This is a genomic window from Thermophilibacter gallinarum (genome assembly GCF_014982725.1).
Classification (GTDB): domain Bacteria; phylum Actinomycetota; class Coriobacteriia; order Coriobacteriales; family Atopobiaceae; genus Thermophilibacter; species Thermophilibacter gallinarum.
Genome location: NZ_JADCJZ010000001.1, coordinates 216,380 through 232,356, shown reverse-complemented (window position 1 = coordinate 232,356; position 15,977 = coordinate 216,380). Strand labels below are relative to the sequence as shown.

At 69.4% G+C, this 15,977-nt stretch carries 17 protein-coding genes; 2 read left to right on the top strand and 15 right to left on the bottom strand.

What is annotated here, in order from left to right:
• The first annotated feature begins 41 nt into the window (after positions 1-41).
• Positions 42-971, top strand: a complete 930-nt coding sequence (locus INF26_RS01080) for a helix-turn-helix domain-containing protein (RefSeq protein WP_193528898.1) — start codon at positions 42-44, stop codon at positions 969-971.
• Positions 972-1,088: 117 nt separating this feature from the next.
• Here the strand turns inward: INF26_RS01080 and rpsJ are convergent, their stop codons facing one another.
• The 15 genes from rpsJ to INF26_RS01005 form a co-directional block, all read right to left on the bottom strand.
• Positions 1,089-1,397 (bottom strand): 30S ribosomal protein S10, encoded by a 309-nt coding sequence (gene rpsJ / locus INF26_RS01075; protein ID WP_075575844.1) that lies wholly within the window; start codon positions 1,395-1,397, stop codon positions 1,089-1,091.
• A 40-nt stretch (positions 1,398-1,437) separates the two neighbouring features.
• Positions 1,438-3,534, bottom strand: a complete 2,097-nt coding sequence (fusA, locus tag INF26_RS01070; RefSeq protein WP_193528897.1) for an elongation factor G — start codon at positions 3,532-3,534, stop codon at positions 1,438-1,440.
• 24 nt (positions 3,535-3,558) lie between these two features.
• Positions 3,559-4,035, bottom strand: a complete 477-nt coding sequence (gene rpsG / locus INF26_RS01065) for a 30S ribosomal protein S7 (RefSeq protein ID WP_087227308.1) — start codon at positions 4,033-4,035, stop codon at positions 3,559-3,561.
• A gap of 42 nt (positions 4,036-4,077) precedes the next feature.
• The gene (gene rpsL, locus INF26_RS01060) at positions 4,078-4,449 is read right to left on the bottom strand and encodes a 30S ribosomal protein S12 (RefSeq protein ID WP_075279247.1); all 372 of its coding nucleotides are present in this window, start codon (positions 4,447-4,449) and stop codon (positions 4,078-4,080) included.
• Positions 4,450-4,757: 308 nt separating this feature from the next.
• Positions 4,758-5,564 (bottom strand): DegV family protein, encoded by an 807-nt coding sequence (locus INF26_RS01055; RefSeq protein ID WP_193528896.1) that lies wholly within the window; start codon positions 5,562-5,564, stop codon positions 4,758-4,760.
• The gene (gene accD / locus INF26_RS01050; RefSeq protein WP_193528895.1) at positions 5,552-7,273 is read right to left on the bottom strand and encodes an acetyl-CoA carboxylase, carboxyltransferase subunit beta; all 1,722 of its coding nucleotides are present in this window, start codon (positions 7,271-7,273) and stop codon (positions 5,552-5,554) included. The genes INF26_RS01055 and accD overlap by 13 nt, the downstream gene beginning before the upstream one ends.
• Positions 7,266-8,603, bottom strand: coding sequence for an acetyl-CoA carboxylase biotin carboxylase subunit (accC, locus tag INF26_RS01045; protein WP_193528894.1), 1,338 nt, complete (start codon positions 8,601-8,603; stop codon positions 7,266-7,268). The genes accD and accC overlap by 8 nt, the downstream gene beginning before the upstream one ends.
• Before the next feature lie 47 nt (positions 8,604-8,650).
• Positions 8,651-9,079, bottom strand: a complete 429-nt coding sequence (gene fabZ, locus INF26_RS01040) for a 3-hydroxyacyl-ACP dehydratase FabZ (protein WP_193528893.1) — start codon at positions 9,077-9,079, stop codon at positions 8,651-8,653.
• A gap of 13 nt (positions 9,080-9,092) precedes the next feature.
• The gene (gene accB, locus INF26_RS01035) at positions 9,093-9,566 is read right to left on the bottom strand and encodes an acetyl-CoA carboxylase biotin carboxyl carrier protein (protein ID WP_193528892.1); all 474 of its coding nucleotides are present in this window, start codon (positions 9,564-9,566) and stop codon (positions 9,093-9,095) included.
• A 2-nt stretch (positions 9,567-9,568) separates the two neighbouring features.
• Entirely contained in the window at positions 9,569-10,816 is a 1,248-nt protein-coding gene (gene fabF / locus INF26_RS01030) for a beta-ketoacyl-ACP synthase II (RefSeq protein ID WP_193528891.1), read from the bottom strand.
• A 55-nt stretch (positions 10,817-10,871) separates the two neighbouring features.
• Positions 10,872-11,642: a 3-oxoacyl-[acyl-carrier-protein] reductase gene (gene fabG / locus INF26_RS01025; protein WP_193528890.1), complete on the bottom strand. Its 771-nt coding sequence runs from the start codon at positions 11,640-11,642 to the stop codon at positions 10,872-10,874.
• A 2-nt stretch (positions 11,643-11,644) separates the two neighbouring features.
• Positions 11,645-12,580, bottom strand: a complete 936-nt coding sequence (locus INF26_RS01020; protein ID WP_193528889.1) for an ACP S-malonyltransferase — start codon at positions 12,578-12,580, stop codon at positions 11,645-11,647.
• Entirely contained in the window at positions 12,568-13,512 is a 945-nt protein-coding gene (gene fabK, locus INF26_RS01015) for an enoyl-[acyl-carrier-protein] reductase FabK (RefSeq protein ID WP_193528888.1), read from the bottom strand. The genes INF26_RS01020 and fabK overlap by 13 nt, the downstream gene beginning before the upstream one ends.
• Before the next feature lie 2 nt (positions 13,513-13,514).
• Positions 13,515-13,751 (bottom strand): phosphopantetheine-binding protein, encoded by a 237-nt coding sequence (locus INF26_RS01010; RefSeq protein WP_193528887.1) that lies wholly within the window; start codon positions 13,749-13,751, stop codon positions 13,515-13,517.
• A 69-nt stretch (positions 13,752-13,820) separates the two neighbouring features.
• Complete coding sequence (locus INF26_RS01005) at positions 13,821-14,777, bottom strand: beta-ketoacyl-ACP synthase III (protein ID WP_193528886.1); 957 nt, start codon at positions 14,775-14,777, stop codon at positions 13,821-13,823.
• 132 nt (positions 14,778-14,909) lie between these two features.
• Between INF26_RS01005 and INF26_RS01000 the strand changes: the two genes are divergently transcribed.
• Positions 14,910-15,755, top strand: a complete 846-nt coding sequence (locus INF26_RS01000) for a biotin--[acetyl-CoA-carboxylase] ligase (RefSeq protein WP_193528885.1) — start codon at positions 14,910-14,912, stop codon at positions 15,753-15,755.
• Positions 15,756-15,977 lie beyond the last annotated feature (222 nt).

Sequence of the window (15,977 nt, the reverse complement as noted above, 5' to 3'; positions counted from 1 at the left end):
GCTCGAGGCCGGGTACACTCTCGCCAACGAAGGGGGGCGCCATGGACGTAGGCTCAAGCATCCGGGAGCTCAGGCAGGCCCGGGGCTTCACGCAGGAAGAACTCGCTGCGGCGCTGTTCGTGAGCAGGCAGACCATCTCGCACTGGGAGTCCGGTAGGACGACGCCGGACGCGCAGTCGCTGCTCCTGATGAGCGCGCTCTTCGATGTCACGATTGACGAGCTGGTCAGAGGGGACGTCGAGACGGTGGTCGCGGTCGAGGCCCAGGAACGGAGAAGGGCGCGCGTGAGCTATGCGGCCGCGTCGGGCATCGGGATGGTCGGCGCCGCGGTCGTGGCGCCGGCGCTCGTGGCTGAGCTCGGGGCACTCGGCGGGGCGCTCTCGCTGGCGCCGGTCGTGACGGCACTCGCCGTCGCAGGCGTCTCACGAGCGCGCGCAGCCGGCAGCGCCTCTCTGCACGTGCTGCGAGGGGCGCTGGGGAGCAACGTCGAGCTGCGACTCCACACAGAGGGCAGCCTGCATGATCTTATGGTCACGGTTCTGGACGAGAAGAACGAGCAGCCCTGCCTCATTCGCCATACCGCCAGCGTGCCGCGCGGGGAGCGCTGGAAGATCGAGGACGCCTCCGGCGCGAGGGTCGCGCGAGTGGCGTATCGCCTCATCATGACGGGCGCGCCGCTCCCCTCGCTCGAGGCGAAGATCGACGGCGTCGGCACCGTAACAATGCGTAAGAGTCTGCGCATGCGCGCGGGCATTGCGGAGGTTTGGGAGCTCGAGGGCTGCGACGTCAGCGTGGAGGGCGACTGGCTGGGCGAGAAGGTCGAGCTCGCGCAGGCCAACCGCCCCATAGCGTCTGTCGAGTTCAATGGGCAGGACGCACGCCTGCGCGTGCCGCACGGACGCCACGTCCTTCTCGCCCTCACCCTCACGTTCCTTTTGGTCCTCGTCCGCGGCGAGGAGCAGAGCATCTGACGGCAACTCAAGGCTGTATACGCGTGGAGCCCCCGCCGTTCCTAAGCAAGAGTTCTGAGCGCGAAGCGCGAACACTCTTGCGTGGAACGACGGGGGCTCCCCCTTGAGCGTTAGGACTTAGAGCTTGATCTCGATGTCCACGCCGGCCGGGAGGTCGAGACGCATGAGCGAGTCAACCGTGGCGGCAGCCGGGTCGAGGATGTCGATGAGGCGCTTGTGGGTGCGCATCTCGAACTGCTCGCGGGAGTCCTTGTCCTTGTGCGGCGAGCGGATGACCGTGTAGAGGTTGCGCTCGGTGGGCAGGGGGATGGGGCCGGACACGCGGGCGCCCGTCTTCTGGGCGGTGTCGACGATGAGCTTCGCGGACTGATCAACGACCTCGTGGTCGTAGCCCTTGAGGCGAATCCTGATCTTCTGGCTTGACACTGTGTACCTCCAAATGAGCTAGGGCTCGGTGGTCGTTGACTTAGGAAGCGGTTCCGCCGTTCTTGGCGACGATCTCGTCACGGATGTTCTTCGGGACGGGCTCGTAGGAGTCGAACTGCATGGTGTAGCTCGCGCGACCCTGCGTCTGGGAGCGGAGATCGGTGGCGTAGCCGAACATCTCGCCCAGGGGCACCTTGGCGCGGATGACCTTGGTGTCGCGGCGGTCCTCCATGCCCTCGATCTTGCCGCGGCGGGAGGAGAGGTTGCCCATGACGTCGCCCATGTACTGCTCGGGCGTCTCGACCTCGACCTCCTCGATCGGCTCAAGAAGGACCGGGTCGGACTTCTTCAGGGCGTCCTTGATCGCCATGGAGCCGGCGATCTTGAAGGCGGCCTCAGAGGAGTCGACCTCGTGGTAGGAGCCGTCGATGAGCTTGACCTTGATGTCGACGACCGGGTAGCCGGCGATGACGCCGCTCTCGAGCGCCTCCTGGATGCCCTTGTCGATGGAGGGGATGTACTCCTTCGGGATGACGCCACCGACGATGGCGTTCTCGAACTCGTAGCCCTTGCCCTCCTCGTTGGGCTCCATGTCGATGATCGCGTGGCCGTACTGGCCGCGGCCGCCGGACTGGCGGACGAACTTGCCCTCGGCGTGCATGACGGCCTTGCCGGCGGTCTCACGGTAGGCGACCTGCGGCTTGCCGACGTTGCAGTCGACCTTGAACTCGCGGCGCAGGCGGTCGACGATGATCTCCAGGTGCAGCTCGCCCATGCCGGAGATGATGGTCTGACCGGTCTCGTGATCGGTGTGGACCTGGAAGGTCGGGTCCTCCTCGGCGAGCTTGGCCAGGCCCACGGACATCTTGTCCTGCTCGGCCTTGGTCTTGGGCTCGACGGCAACGGAGATGACCGGGGTCGCGAACTCGATGGACTCGAGGATGACCGGGTGCTTCTCGTCGCAGAGGGTCTCGCCGGTGGTGGTGTTCTTGAGGCCGACGCAGGCGACGATGTCGCCGGCGGAGCACTCGTCGCGGTCGACGCGCTCGTTGGCGTTCATCTCGAGGATGCGGCCGAGGCGCTCGCGGTTGTCCTTGACCGAGTTGTAGACGTAGGAGCCCGCCTCCGCCTGACCGGAGTACACGCGGATGTAGGTGAGCTTGCCGACGTAGGGGTCGGTCATGATCTTGAAGGCGAGGGCCGCGAAGGGCTCCTTGGGGTCGGCGTGACGGACCTCGGGCTCACCCTTGAGGTTGGTGCCGTCGATCTCGGTGACGTCGAGCGGGCTCGGCAGGTAGTCCACGACGGCGTCGAGAAGCTCCTGGATGCCCTTGTTCTTGTAGGCGGAGCCGACGAAGACGAGGTTGAGCTCGCCGTCGATGACGCCCTTGCGGAGAGCCGCCTTGAGGGTGTCGACGTCGATCTCGGCCTCCTCGAGCACGGCCTCCATGATCTCGTCGGAGAAGTTGGAGGCGGCGTCGAGAAGCTCCTCGCGCTTCTCCTGGGCGAGGTCCATGAACTCGTCGGGGATGGCGTCCATGGCCTCGGGGTAGATCATGCCCTTGGCGTCCTCCTTGAAGTCCCACGCGGTCATGGTGACCAGGTCGACGAGACCCCAGAAGTTGGACTCGGAGCCCATGGGGATCTGAGCCGCCACGGCGTTGGCGTGCAGACGGTCCTTCATGGTCTCGATGGCGTGGAAGAAGTCGGCGCCCACGCGGTCGTACTTGTTGATGAAGGCGATGCGGGGAACACCGTAGGTCGTGGCCTGGCGCCAGACGGTCTCGGACTGCGGCTGGACGCCGGCGACGGCGTCGAAGACCGCGACGGCACCGTCGAGGACGCGCAGGCAACGCTCGACCTCGGACGTGAAGTCGACGTGGCCCGGGGTGTCGATGATCTGGATGACGTGGTCCTTCCAGAAGCACGTGGTGGCCGCGGAGGTGATGGTCACGCCGCGCTCCTGCTCCTGGACCATCCAGTCCATGGTGGCGGCACCGTCGTGGACCTCGCCGATCTTGTGGGTCTTGCCCGTGTAGTAGAGGATGCGCTCCGTCGTGGTGGTCTTACCGGCGTCGATGTGGGCCATGATGCCGATGTTGCGGAGGTCCTCGAGCTTGTACTTAACCTTTGCCATGTGGCTTCTCCTCGGTCTCGCGGACTAGAAGCGGTAGTGAGAGAAGGCGCGGTTGGCCTCGGCCATCTTGAAGAGGTCCTCGCGCTTCTTGATAGAGGCGCCGACGCCGTTGGAGGCGTCGAGGATCTCGTTGGCAAGACGCTCGGCCATCGTCTTCTCCTTGCGGGCACGCGAGAAGTTGACGATCCAGCGGATGGCAAGGGTGGTGGCACGACGGGAGTTGACCTCCATCGGCACCTGGTAGGTGGCGCCGCCCACGCGCTTGGGCTTGACCTCGAGGGTCGGGCGGACGTTGTCCATGGCCTTCTTGAAGACGGTGAGGGCGTCCTCGCCGCTCTTCTCGGCGACGATGTCGAAGGCACCGTAGACGATGCGCTCGGCGGTGGACTTCTTGCCGTCGAGAAGGACCTTGTTGATGAGCTGGGTCACGAGACGGTTGTTGTAAACGGCGTCAGGCTGGACCTCACGACGGTGGTTCTTGGCTGCTGCACGACGCGGCATGGTGTATCTCCTTCAGTGAGTGCGATCAGGTACGCGGCGGGACTACTTGGGGCGCTTGGTGCCGTAGCGAGAACGGGCCTTCTGGCGGTTCTGGACGGCGGCGCAGTCGTAGGCGCCACGGATGATCTTGTAGCGGACACCGGGGAGGTCACGCACGCGGCCGCCGCGGATGAGGACGATCGAGTGCTCCTGGAGGTTGTGGCCCTCGCCGGGGATGTAGGCCGTGACCTCGATGCCGTTCACGAGGCGCACACGGGCGACCTTACGAAGGGCGGAGTTCGGCTTCTTCGGCGTGGTGGTGAAGACGCGGGTGCAGACGCCACGCTTCTGGGGGTTGTGCTGCAGGGCGGCGTTCTTGGACTTGGCCTTGACGCTCATGCGGCCCTTGCGGACGAGCTGGTTGATAGTAGGCAAAGCTCTCTCCTTCTATACTATCGACAACGTGCCTGTTGTAACCCGTATTCAAGGGCTGAGCAGCACCTCTGCCCCGGATTGACGCGAGGATGAACTTTACGCGCGCCCGCTCCAGTTGTCAAAACGCCACGGGGCCGGGCGTATCCATTCTTCACCGTACGTCCACGCACGGCCGCGGTTCTTCTCGCCGCGCGCGCCCACGTTCTTCTCGCCCCCTTCGAACGAGTGACAGGTTTTACGCCTCGCGAGCGCAAAACGACTCGGATGGGGCGTAAAACCTGTCAGTACGTACTGGGTGATGCGGGCGGCTACGCCCAGGAGAGCGCCACGGCGCCGATCCCGAGGTGCTTGGCGAGCACCGGGCCGCCGTCCTTGACGCGGATGTGGGCCTCGGGGAAGGCGCGCCGGGCGGCGAGAAGGACCTCGCGCGCCTCGACCCCGCGCTCCCCGAAGTGCGAGACGAGCAGCTCCGACGCGCCCTCGGGCGCGCGGGAGACGAGCGCCTCGGCCATGCCGCGGGCGCCCCGGCCGTCGTCGAGCTTGACGATGGCGCCCTCGGAGAGCGTCATCACGGGATAGCGGTTGAGCTTGGTGGCCACCGCGCGACGGATCGCGCCGAGGCGGCCGCTGCGGGAGAGGGCGACCATGTCGGGGACGCTGAAGACGATGCGCGTGGAGGCGCGCAGCGCCGAGAGCTCGTCGACGATCTGGGCGACGGAGCTGCCCGCGTTGGCGAGCGCCCGGGCGCGTCGGACGAGAAACTCGAGCGCGCCGGCCGTGCCCCAGGAGTCGAGCAGCGTCACGCGGGCGTCGCCGAGAGCCTCGGCGGCCTGCTCGGCGCTGCGGAACGTGCCCGAGAGGCGCGCGGAGATCGTGAGGCAGAGGACCTCGTCGCCGGCGTCGAGGTGGCGGCGGAACGCGGCCTCGAAGGCCGAGGGGCGGACGGCCTCGGTGCTCACGATGACGTCGCGGCCATAGCTGCCGTTCTCCCCCATGAAGCCCTCCGCGTGGCGCACGCCGCCGGACACGTAGCCCATCGGCAGCACGTCGACGCCGAGCTCGGCGGCCTCGTTGCGGGTGAGGCCGCAGGTGGAGTCGGTGACTAGAGCGAGCATGTGCGGTCGCCTCCCATCGCGCGGAACTTGTCGTAGCGGCGTGCCACGAGCTCGTCGGGCGAGAGGCCTCCCAGCTCGTCGAGGGCGAGCTCGACCTCGCGCACGAGGTCGTGGGCGATCTCGGTGTGCGTGAGGCCGAGGTCGGCCACCACGCCGTCGATCAACCCCAGGCGCGAGAGGTCCTCGGCCGTGACGTGCAGGGCCGCGGCCGCCTCGTCGGCGCGCTTGGTGTCCTTCCAGAGGATCGAGGCGCAGCCCTCGGGGCTCACCACGGAGTACGCGGCGCTGCCGAGCATGTAGACGCGGTCGGCCACGGCGAGCGCCAGCGCGCCGCCCGAGCCACCCTCGCCCACCACGACGCTCACGACGGGCGTCTTGAGGCCGCTCATGGCCACGAGGTTGGTGGCGATGGCCTCGCCCTGGCCGCGCTCCTCGGCGCCGATGCCGCAGTAGGCGCCGGAGGTGTCCACGAGGCAGACGACAGGCCGGCCGAACTTCTCGGCCTGCCGCATGAGGCGCAGGGCCTTGCGATAGCCCTCGGGGTGCGCCATGCCGAAGTTGCGGCGCACGCGCTCCTTGGTAGAGTTGCCGCGCTCGATGGCGACCACGGTCATGACGCGCTCGCCCTTCCAGGCGATGCCGGCCACGATGGCGGCGTCGTCGGCGTAGAGGCGGTCGCCGTGGAGCTCGACGAAGCCGTCCCAGCCGCGCTCGATCAGCTCGAGGGCGGTGGCGCGCTCCGTGGAGCGGGTGAGCTTGACGATGTCGTAGGCGCTCTCGGGCGCGGGGGTGCGCTTGGGGCGCGCGCCGCGCCCGCGGCGGGGCTCCTCGTGGGCGAGCGCGTGCGGCGCGCCCGGCCCCGGCACCTTGCCCTCGTGGAGGGCGAGAAGCTCGGCGATGGTGGCGACCATGTCCTTGCGCTCGACGATGAGGTCGCAGAAGCCGTGCTCGAGCAGGAACTCGGAGCGCTGGAAGCCGGCGGGCAGGCGCTTGTGCGTGGTCTGCTCGATCACGCGCGGGCCCGCGAAGGCCACGAGCGCGCCCGGCTCGGCGAGGATGACGTCGCCCTCCATGGCGAAGCTCGCGGTGACGCCGCCGGTGGTGGGGTCGGTGAGCACGGTCAGGTAGGGCAGGCCGGCCTCGCCGTGACGACGCACCGCCGCGGAGACCTTGGCCATCTGCATGAGCGACGTGGTGCCCTCCTGCATGCGGGCGCCGCCGGAGACCGTGAAGCCCACGACCGGCAGGCCGAGCTCGGTGGCGCGCTCGAAGGTCCGCGTGATCTTCTCGCCGACGACGGAGCCCATCGAGCCCATCATGAAGTCGGCACTCATGAAGAACAGGGCGCAGTCGTGGCCGCCGACCTTGCCGCGGCCGCAGACCACGGCGTCGTTCTCGTGGCTCTTCTCGCGGGCGTCCGCGAGCTTCTCGGCGTAGCCGGGGAACTCGAGGAAGTCCGTGGCGGCGAGCTCGCGGTCCCATTCCTCGAAGGTGCCGGCGTCGACGGTCATGCGCATGCGCTTGCGACCGGAGACGCGCAGATGGCGTCCGCAGCGCGGGCACACGTCGAGGTTCTCGGCCAGCTTGGCCTGGTCGATCACGCGACGGCAGCCGGGGCACTTGATCAGCACGTGGCGCTCGGGGAACTCCGCGGCGACCTCGGTCACCGGGCCCTCGAGGGCGTTGACGCTCTTCTCGCGCTTACTCATAGAGGTGCTCCATCAGGTTGGTGTGGTAGTTGCCGGACACGAACTCGGGGTTGGCGAGGATGTCCAGGTGCAGCTCGCTGTTCTCGGCCACGCCCTCGATGACCAGCTCGCCGAGGGCGGAGCGCATCTTGCGGATGGCCTCCTCGCGCGTGGACGAGCAGACGATGAGCTTGCCGAGCAGGGAGTCGTAGTAGGGAGGCACGACGGCACCCACGTAGAGCGCGGAGTCAAAGCGCACCTGCGGGCCGCCGGGGACGTGCAGCATCGTGACCTCGCCGCAGGACGGCAGGAACTCGGGGGTCTCGGCGTTGATGCGGCACTCGATGGCGTGCCCGTGCGCGTTGAGGTTCTCCTGCGAGAAGGGCAGCTCGGCGCCAGCCGCCACGCGCAGCTGCCACTTGACGAGGTCCACGCCGCTCACGAACTCCGTGACCGGGTGCTCGACCTGCAGGCGCGTGTTCATCTCCATGAAGTAGAACTCGCCGTCGTCGGCGAAGAGGAACTCGATCGTGCCCACGCCCACGTAGCCCACGGCGCGCGTGAGGTCGCGGGCGGCCTTGTGCATGCGCTCGCGGACGCCGGGGTGGGCGTCCAGGCACGGCGCCGGGCTCTCCTCGATCAGCTTCTGGTTGCGGCGCTGGACGGAGCACTCGCGCTCGCCGAGCGAGACCACGTTGCCGTGGGCGTCGGCCAGGACCTGCACCTCCACGTGGTGCGCGGGCGAGACGAACTTCTCCATGTAGCACTCGCCGTCACCGAAGGCCGCCTCGGCCTCGGCGTGCGCCTCGGTGAAGGCCTTGCCGGCGCTGGCGGGGTCCTCGACCTTGCGGATGCCGCGACCGCCGCCGCCCGAGCGCGCCTTGATGAGCACGGGGCAGCCGATCCGGGCGGCCTCGCGCTCGGCCTCCTCGGCGCTCGCGAGCAGGTCGCAGCCCGGGACGATGGGCACGCCGGCCTCGCGGGCGGTGCGGCGCGCGTTGTCCTTGTCGCCCATGCGGTCGATGACGTCCGGGTCCGGGCCGATGAAGACGAGGCCGCACTCCTGGCACTCGCGGGCGAAGTGCGAGTTCTCCGAGAAGAACCCGTAGCCCGGGTGGATGGCCTTGGCGCCGGACTGCAGCGCCACCGTGATGATGGCGTCCTCGTTGAGGTAGGAGTCCGCGGGGCGCGGGCCGCCGATGCAGTAGGCCTCGTCGGCGAGGGCCACGTGCAGGGCCTCGGCGTCGGCCGTGGAGTAGATCGCCACGGTCTTGACGCCCATCTCCTTGCAGGCTCGGATCACGCGGACCGCGATCTCCCCGCGGTTCGCGATGAGGATCTTGTCGAACATCGTCGCCTCCTGGCGCGTTATGACTTGCTGGTCTGGGGCGCTTCTCGCTAGGCCTTGCTGGCGGGCATGAGTGCGAAGGACATCTCCGCCTTGCAGCACAGCTCGCCGTCCACGCGCGCCTCGCCGGAGGCGAAGCGGAAGGGGCCGCGGCTGCGCGTGATGCGACAGGTGAGCTCCACGGTGTCGCCGGGGCGCACCGGGCGCTTGAAGCGGACCTTGTCCAGTCCCGTGTAGAGCGGGGTCGCGCCCTGGGCGGCGAGGTCGTCGGCGAGAAGCACGCAGCAGTTCTGGGCGAGCATCTCGCACTGGATGACGCCGGGGACGATGGGGTTGCCGGGATAGTGGCCCTGGACGAAGAACTCGTCGCCGGTGATGGTGACGCGCCCGTGGGCCTCCCCGTCCACGACCTCGGCCTCGTCGAGCAGAAGCATCGGCTCGCGATGCGGCAGCAGGCCCTTGAGCTCCTCCTTGTTCATGCGGCGCCCTCCCCTAGTAGATCTTCATGAGACAGCAGCCGTACTCGACGAGGTCGCCGTCCTTCACGCAGATGTCCACGATCTCGCCGTCGGCCTCGGCGGTGACCTCGTTCATGACCTTCATGGCCTCGATCACGCAGAGGGTCTCGCCCTTCTTGACCTTGGAGCCCACGTGCACGAAGGGCTCGGCGCCGGGGGCGGGAGCGGCGTAGAAGACGCCGACCATGGGGGCGCGGACGGCCGTGGTGTGGGCCATGTCGAGAGCCTCGTCGCCGGGCTCCGCCGGGGCGGGGGCCGGTGCGGGAGCCGGGACCGTTGCGGGCGCGGGGGCGCTCACGGGCGCCGCCGGCACGGGGGCCGGGGTGGCCGGCGCGGCGAACCCGCGCTCGAGCTCGACGGCAGAGCCGTCACCCTCCTCGACGCGCACGCGGGTGAGTCCGCGACTCTCCATGATGTCCGCGATCTGGGCGATCTTCTCGGAGTCCATGTCTACTCCCTTCCGGCCGCGCGCAGCGCGATGGCCGCGTTGTGGCCGCCGAAGCCGAGGTTGGTGGAGAGCGCCCACGTAAGCTCGCAGCTCACGGCCTCGTTGGGCGTATAGTCCAGGTCGCACTCCGGGTCGGGGGTGCGGTAGTTGATTGTGGGCGGCACCACGCCGTTCTCGAGCGCCAGGGCGCAGGCCATGACCTCCACGGCGCCCGTGGCGCCGATCATGTGGCCGGTCATCGACTTGGTGGACGAGACGTGCGCGGCGCGCGCGTTCTCCTCGCCCAGCGCCTGCTTGAAGCCCTTGGTCTCCGAGGAGTCGTTGAGCTTGGTGGAGGTGCCGTGGGCGTTGATGTAGAGGCCCTCCTCGGGCTTCACGCCGCCCTCCTCGACGGCCAGGCGAATGGCGCGGGTGATGCCGGCGGCCTCGGGGTCGGGGCTGGTGATGTGGTGGGCGTCGTCGGTGTTGCCGTAGCCCACGACCTCGGCGTAGATGTGGGCGCCGCGCGCGACGGCGTGCTCCCACTCCTCGAGGACAAGCACGCAGGCGCCCTCGCCCATGACGAAGCCGTCGCGGTCGGCGTCGAACGGGCGGCAGGCCGTGTCGGGGTCGGGGTTGGTGGTGAGGGCGCGGCAGCTCGTGAAGCCGGCGATGGATTCGGGCATGATGGCCGCCTCGGCGCCGCCGGCGAGGATGGCGTCGGCGTAGCCGTGCTTGACCGCGCGGAAGGCCTCGCCCACGGCGTGGGCGGAGGTGGCGCAGGCGGTCACGACGGGCAGCGTGGGGCCGTAGGCCTTGTGACGGATGGCGATGTTGCCGGCGGCCATGTTGGGAATCATGGCGGCGATCATGAACGGGGAGGCGCGGCGCGGGCCGCGGTCGGAGATGGTGTGGACGTTGTCCGCGAACGTGTTGATGCCGCCCACGCCGGAGCCGACGTAGACGCCCAGGCGCTCGTGGTCGACCGCGCCCTCGGCGTCGAGCCCGGCGTCGGCCATGGCCTCGTCGGAGGCGACGAGCGCGTACTGCGCGAAGAGGTCCAGGTGCGCGGCCTCCTGCCTGCCGAGAAGCGCGGCGCCGTCGAAGCCCTTCACCTCGGCGGCCACCTTGACCTTGAAGGCCTCGGTGTCGAAGTGGGTGATGGGGCCGATGCCGCAGCGGCCGGCCACCATTCCCTCCCAGGTCTCCTTGGCGGTGTTGCCGAGCGGCGAGACCGCGCCGATGCCGGTGATTGCAACCCTGTGTTCCATCTCAACTCCCAACGGATCATAAGTGGGTCAGAAGGAGGCCGTTCCCCTTTGACCTTTACATCGCCATGCCGCCGTCGACGCGGATGACCTCGCCGGTCACGTAGGACGCGGCGTCGCTCACCAGGAAGCGGGTGACGGCCGCGACCTCGTCCGCGCTGGCAAGGCGGCCGAGCGGGATCTGCTTCTCGTAGCTCTCGACCACGCCCTCGGAGAGCACGGCCGTCATGTCGGTCTCCACGAAGCCGGGCGCGATCGCGTTCACCGTGACGCCGCGCGGCGCGAGCTCGCGCGCCAGCGACTTGGTGAGGCCGATCAGGCCGGCCTTGGAGGCGGCGTAGTTGGCCTGGCCGGCGTTGCCCATGAGGCCCACGACGGAGGCCATGTTCACGATGCGACCGCCGCGCTGGCGCATGAAGGCGCGCGTGAGGGCGCGGGCGGTGTGGAAGGCGCCCTTGAGGTTGACGTCGATCACGCGGGAGAAGTCCTCGTCGCTCATGCGCACGAGCAGGCCGTCACGGGTGACGCCCGCGTTGTTGACGAGAGCCCAGACGCTCCCGAAGTCGGCGAGGACCGCATCGACGGTGGCCTTGACGGCCTCGGGGTCGGAGACGTCGCAGCGATAGGCGCGCGCGGTGGCGCCGGCGGCCTCGCAGGCGGCGACGGCCTCGGCGGCCGCGGCCTCGTTGCCCGCGTAGACGAGCGCGAGGTCAAAGCCGTCGGCGGCGAGCCCCTCGGCGATGGCGCGGCCGATGCCGCGGGAGGCGCCGGTCACGAGGGCCACGCGGCGCTCGGCGTCGCGCTCGATGGCCCCGGTCTTCTCTGCCATGGCTACTCCCCCTTCTCCGCCAGCGCGGCGAGGACCGCCTCGAGCTGCTCGACGGTCTCGCACGGCAGCGCCGTGACGCCCTCGAGCGTGCGGGAGACGAGACCCGTCAGGGTCTTGCCGGGGCCCACCTCGACGAAGGTGTCGACGCCGTCGGAGGCCATGTTCTGTAGGGTGCGGACCCACTGGACGGGGTTGGCCACCTGGCTGGAGAGCAGCGCCACGCGCCCGGCCTCGTCGGCCGGGTAGGCCTCTCCCGTGCGGTTGGCCAGCACGGGGACGGACGGCTGCGCCGGGGCGTGGCCGCCGGCGAGGTAGGCGGCGAGGCCCTTCTCGGCGTCGGCCATGAACGGGCTGTGGAAGGCGCCCGAGACGGCGACCTTCATCGCGCGACCCTTGGCCTCCTTGACGAGAAGGTCGAGCCTCTCGCAGGCCTCCTCGGTGCCCGCGACGACGGTCTGCAGCGGGCTGTTGTAGTTCACGGGCCAGGCCTCCCCCGCCTCGGCGGCGAGGCGCTCGACGGTCTCGGCGTCGAGCTTCACGACGGCGCGCATGGCGCCGGGGTTCTTCTCGGCGGCGTCGGCCATGAGCTCGGCGCGGTGGCACACGAGCTCGAAGCCCTGCTCGTCGGTGTAGGCGCCGGCGAAGGTGAGCGCGGCGACCTCGCCGAGCGAGAAGCCCGCCACCACGTCCGGCGTCACGCCGCGCGCGGCGAGCGCGCGGGCGCACGCGAGGTCGGCGGCGAAGACGCAGGGCTGCGTGTTGATGGTCTGCGCCAGCTCCTCCTTGGTGCCGGAAAGGCACTGCTCGGTGGTGCCGGGGCGCACGGCGTCGGCGACGTCGAAGACGGCCTTGGCCGCGGGCTCGGACTCGATCAGGTCCGCGCACATGCCGGGGTGCTGGGCGCCCTGGCCGGCGAAGAGGAAGGCTACTTTACCCATTGCATCGCTCCAGCCAGGACCTTCTCGGCCCCGTTCACGAGGTCGTCGACGATCTCAAGGGCGCTCTGGCGCTCGGAGACCATGCCGGCGATCTGACCGCAGAGGAAGCTTCCGTTCTCGTAGTCGCCCTCCTTGGCGGCCTTGCGCAGGGCGCCGGTGCCGAAGGCGTTGAGCTCCTCCTCGGGCGCGCCCGAGGACTCCATCTGGGCGTACTTGTTGGAGAACGGGTTCTTGAGAGCACGGACCGGGTGTCCGGTCGAGCGGCCCGTGGCGCGCGTGGCGATGTCGTTGGCCTTGAGGACCATCTCCTTGTACTTGTCGGAGACGGTGCACTCGTCGGCCACGAGGAAGCGCGTCCCCACCTGGACCCCCACGGCGCCGAGCATGAGGGCGGCGGCGACCCCGCGCCCGTCGGCGATGCCGCCGGCGGCGATGACGGGGATCTTCACGGCGTCGACGACCTGCGGCACGAGGGCCATGGTCGTGGTCTCGCCGATGTGCCCGCCGGACTCGGTGCCCTCGGCCACGACGGCCACGGCGCCCGCTCGCTGGACGAGCTTGGCCATGGCCACGGAGGCGACGACGGGGATGACCTTGATGCCCGCGGCGTTCCAGGCCTTCATGTACTTGGTGGGATTGCCGGCGCCGGTCACGACCACGGGGACGTGCTCGTCGATGACGACCTGGGCCACTTCCTCCGCGAACGGGCTCATGAGCATCACGTTCACGCCGAAGGGCTTGTCGGTCTTCTCGCGGAGCTCGTGGATCTGGTCACGCAGCCAGTCGGCGTTGGCGTTCATGGCCGCGATGATGCCGAGGCCGCCGGCCTCGGAGACCGCCGCGGCGAGGCTCGCGTCGGCGATCCAGGCCATGCCGCCCTGGAACACGGGCTTCTCGATGCCGAGAAGGTCACAGATGGGGGTGCGCAGCATGACTAGTTCTCCAGGAGGGACTCGACCATGGAGACGAACTCGCCGATGGTGGCGGGGTTGGACTCGGCGTCGATCTCGATGCCGAACTCGTCCTCGCACGCCATGACGGCCTCGACGGTGGCGAGGCTGTCGAGACCGACCTCGGAGAGCTTGGTCTCGGCGGTCAGCTCGACGTCGTCAAGGCCGGCCTGCTCGCGGACGATGGCGCACACGCGGTCGAAGGTGGTCTGGTCTGCCATTGTTGGTACTCCTTTTTCTCCATGCGCCCGTCGGGCGCTCCAATGGACGGTTGGCCGGGGCGGGCCGCGCTACCAGCGCAGCAGGCACGCCCCCGTGTCGAGGCCCGCGCCGAAGCCGACGAGGGCGACGAGCTGGCCGCGCTCGAGGGAGCCCGAGCGGGCGAGGCGGTCGAGCGCGAGCGGGATGCAGGCGCTCGAGATGTTGCCGGTCTCGGCGAGGGCGCGCGCCACCTTGGCGTCGTCGATGCCCAGACGGCTCACGGCCGACGAGAGGATGCGCTCGTTGGCCTGGTGGAAGACAAAGTGATCGACGTCGTCGACGGAGACGCCGGCCTCCTCGCAGAGCTCGGTGACGGAGGTCACGATCGCGTTCACGCCGAACTTGAAGACGCGGCGGCCCTCCATCGCGAGGTGCGGCTCGGGGCGGTCGGTCTTGTCGTAGGGGGAGGTGCCGGGGACTCCGGGGACGTGGAGCACCTCGACGGTGGGATCGGTGGTGAGACGGACGGAGAGCGGGTTCTCCCCGCCGGCGCCGAGCACGGCGGCCGCGGCTCCGTCGCCGAAGAGGACGCACGTGGCACGGTCGGACCAGTCCACGAGGCGGCTGACCTTCTCGGCCGCGACCACGAGCACGCGCTCCGCGCGGCCCCGGGACAGATAGCCGTCCGCCACGTCCATCGCGAAGACGAAGCCCGCGCACGCGGCGGAGACGTCGAAGGCGGGGCAGGAGGCGCCGAGAAGCTCCGCGACGGCGCAGGCCTCGGCGGGCATGAGGTGGTCGCCGCTCGTGGTGGAGCAGACGATGAGGTCGAGCTGGTCGGGCGTCACGCCGGCGGCCTCGAGGGCGACACGGCTGGCGGCGACGGCAAGGTCGTCCAGAGTCTCGGTGGTGCACAGGCGGCGCTCCGAGATGCCGGTGCGCTGGGAGATCCACTCGTCAGAGGTGTCGAGGAACTCGGAGAGCTCGTCGTTGGTGACCGCACGCTCGGGCAGAGCGGAGCCGGTACCCAGTACGCAGAACCCCATGTCGCCTCCCGTCTTGGTTCGTGGTTGGCGCCAAATTGTTAACGCGTCAACATCTCTTTGGTAGGCTAGCAAAAGACGCGAAGCTGAACGCGGTCTTATGCCGGTTGGGCGATTTTGCCATGAGGTCTACACATGGGTAACGTTAACATGCTCCGTGACGGACCCACCCCCGACGAACAGGTCGGCATGACGGCAAAGCAGCTACTCACAGTACTCGAGGAGACCGGCTCCACCAACGACGACGCGCTCGGGCTCGGGCGTGCCGGGGCGCCGCACGGCACGGCCGTCGCCGCGCGGCGCCAGACGGCGGGGCGCGGGCGCCGGGGCCACGTGTGGGAGTCTCCCGCCGGCAACCTCTACCTCTCCGTGGTGCTGCGCCCCGCCGTGGCGCCGACGCGCCTCCCGGGCCTGGCGGCGGTCTGCGGGCTCGGGGCGGCCGACGTGCTGCGGGAGGCGCGGCTCAAGTGGCCCAACGACCTTCTCGCCCGCGGGCGCAAGCTCGCCGGGGCCCTCGTGGAGGCGGCGCGCGACGACGCCGGCGACACGTTCGCCGTCTGCGGGATCGGCGTGAACGTGGTGAGCGCGCCGCGCGACCTGGGCGCGATCTCCCTCGCGGAGCTGGGCGAGGCACCGTCCTTCTCGCCCCTGGCGAAGTCCCTGCGCGACGCGGTCGTCGGCCGGGTCGACGCCTGGGCGGCAGCGGGCGGCGACCGACCGCTCGACGGCGTCCGAGACGACTACCTGTCCCGCCTCGCCTGGCTGGGCGAGAAGGTCCGCGTGCTCGCCGCCGAGGACGGCTCCGAGCTGGCACGCGGCACGTTCGAGACCGTCGACCCCTGGGGCCGCGCCGTCGTCGACGGCATCGCCTACGCCGCCGAGCAGGCCTCCCTGCGTCCCCTCGATCCCGTCCCTCCGACTAGCCTTCCGATCCAGCCTTCCGGCCCATCCTTCCGGGTGTGTACACAGTTAAATAATTGATTGGGTACCATGCAATCGAATAGTCGCAGGTAGATGTCTTGTGGCATTCTGCATCAACTTTACAACTTCGTACACACCCGGAGAAGGGGCTTCCCAGGAGGGATTTCGACCGAGAAACCCCCGGTCGGCGACCCTCGTCCCATACGCACGGACCGCCCGCCCTTCTCGACCGGCGACTTCTGAGCGAAGCTCAGTGAGCCGGTGAGAAGGGCGGGCGGTCCC

What these genes read in the sequence shown, in the direction of transcription:
- INF26_RS01080 (WP_193528898.1), top strand. Translation starts at nt 42, where the DNA reads ATGGACGTAGGCTCAAGCATCCGGGAGCTCAGGCAGGCCCGGGGCTTC.
- fusA (WP_193528897.1), bottom strand. Translation starts at nt 3,534, where the DNA reads ATGGCAAAGGTTAAGTACAAGCTCGAGGACCTCCGCAACATCGGCATC.
- rpsG (WP_087227308.1), bottom strand. Translation starts at nt 4,035, where the DNA reads ATGCCGCGTCGTGCAGCAGCCAAGAACCACCGTCGTGAGGTCCAGCCT.
- INF26_RS01055 (WP_193528896.1), bottom strand. Translation starts at nt 5,564, where the DNA reads ATGCTCGCTCTAGTCACCGACTCCACCTGCGGCCTCACCCGCAACGAG.
- accD (WP_193528895.1), bottom strand. Translation starts at nt 7,273, where the DNA reads ATGAGTAAGCGCGAGAAGAGCGTCAACGCCCTCGAGGGCCCGGTGACC.
- accC (WP_193528894.1), bottom strand. Translation starts at nt 8,603, where the DNA reads ATGTTCGACAAGATCCTCATCGCGAACCGCGGGGAGATCGCGGTCCGC.
- fabZ (WP_193528893.1), bottom strand. Translation starts at nt 9,079, where the DNA reads ATGAACAAGGAGGAGCTCAAGGGCCTGCTGCCGCATCGCGAGCCGATG.
- accB (WP_193528892.1), bottom strand. Translation starts at nt 9,566, where the DNA reads ATGGACTCCGAGAAGATCGCCCAGATCGCGGACATCATGGAGAGTCGC.
- fabF (WP_193528891.1), bottom strand. Translation starts at nt 10,816, where the DNA reads ATGGAACACAGGGTTGCAATCACCGGCATCGGCGCGGTCTCGCCGCTC.
- fabG (WP_193528890.1), bottom strand. Translation starts at nt 11,642, where the DNA reads ATGGCAGAGAAGACCGGGGCCATCGAGCGCGACGCCGAGCGCCGCGTG.
- INF26_RS01020 (WP_193528889.1), bottom strand. Translation starts at nt 12,580, where the DNA reads ATGGGTAAAGTAGCCTTCCTCTTCGCCGGCCAGGGCGCCCAGCACCCC.
- fabK (WP_193528888.1), bottom strand. Translation starts at nt 13,512, where the DNA reads ATGCTGCGCACCCCCATCTGTGACCTTCTCGGCATCGAGAAGCCCGTG.
- INF26_RS01010 (WP_193528887.1), bottom strand. Translation starts at nt 13,751, where the DNA reads ATGGCAGACCAGACCACCTTCGACCGCGTGTGCGCCATCGTCCGCGAG.
- INF26_RS01005 (WP_193528886.1), bottom strand. Translation starts at nt 14,777, where the DNA reads ATGGGGTTCTGCGTACTGGGTACCGGCTCCGCTCTGCCCGAGCGTGCG.
- INF26_RS01000 (WP_193528885.1), top strand. Translation starts at nt 14,910, where the DNA reads ATGGGTAACGTTAACATGCTCCGTGACGGACCCACCCCCGACGAACAG.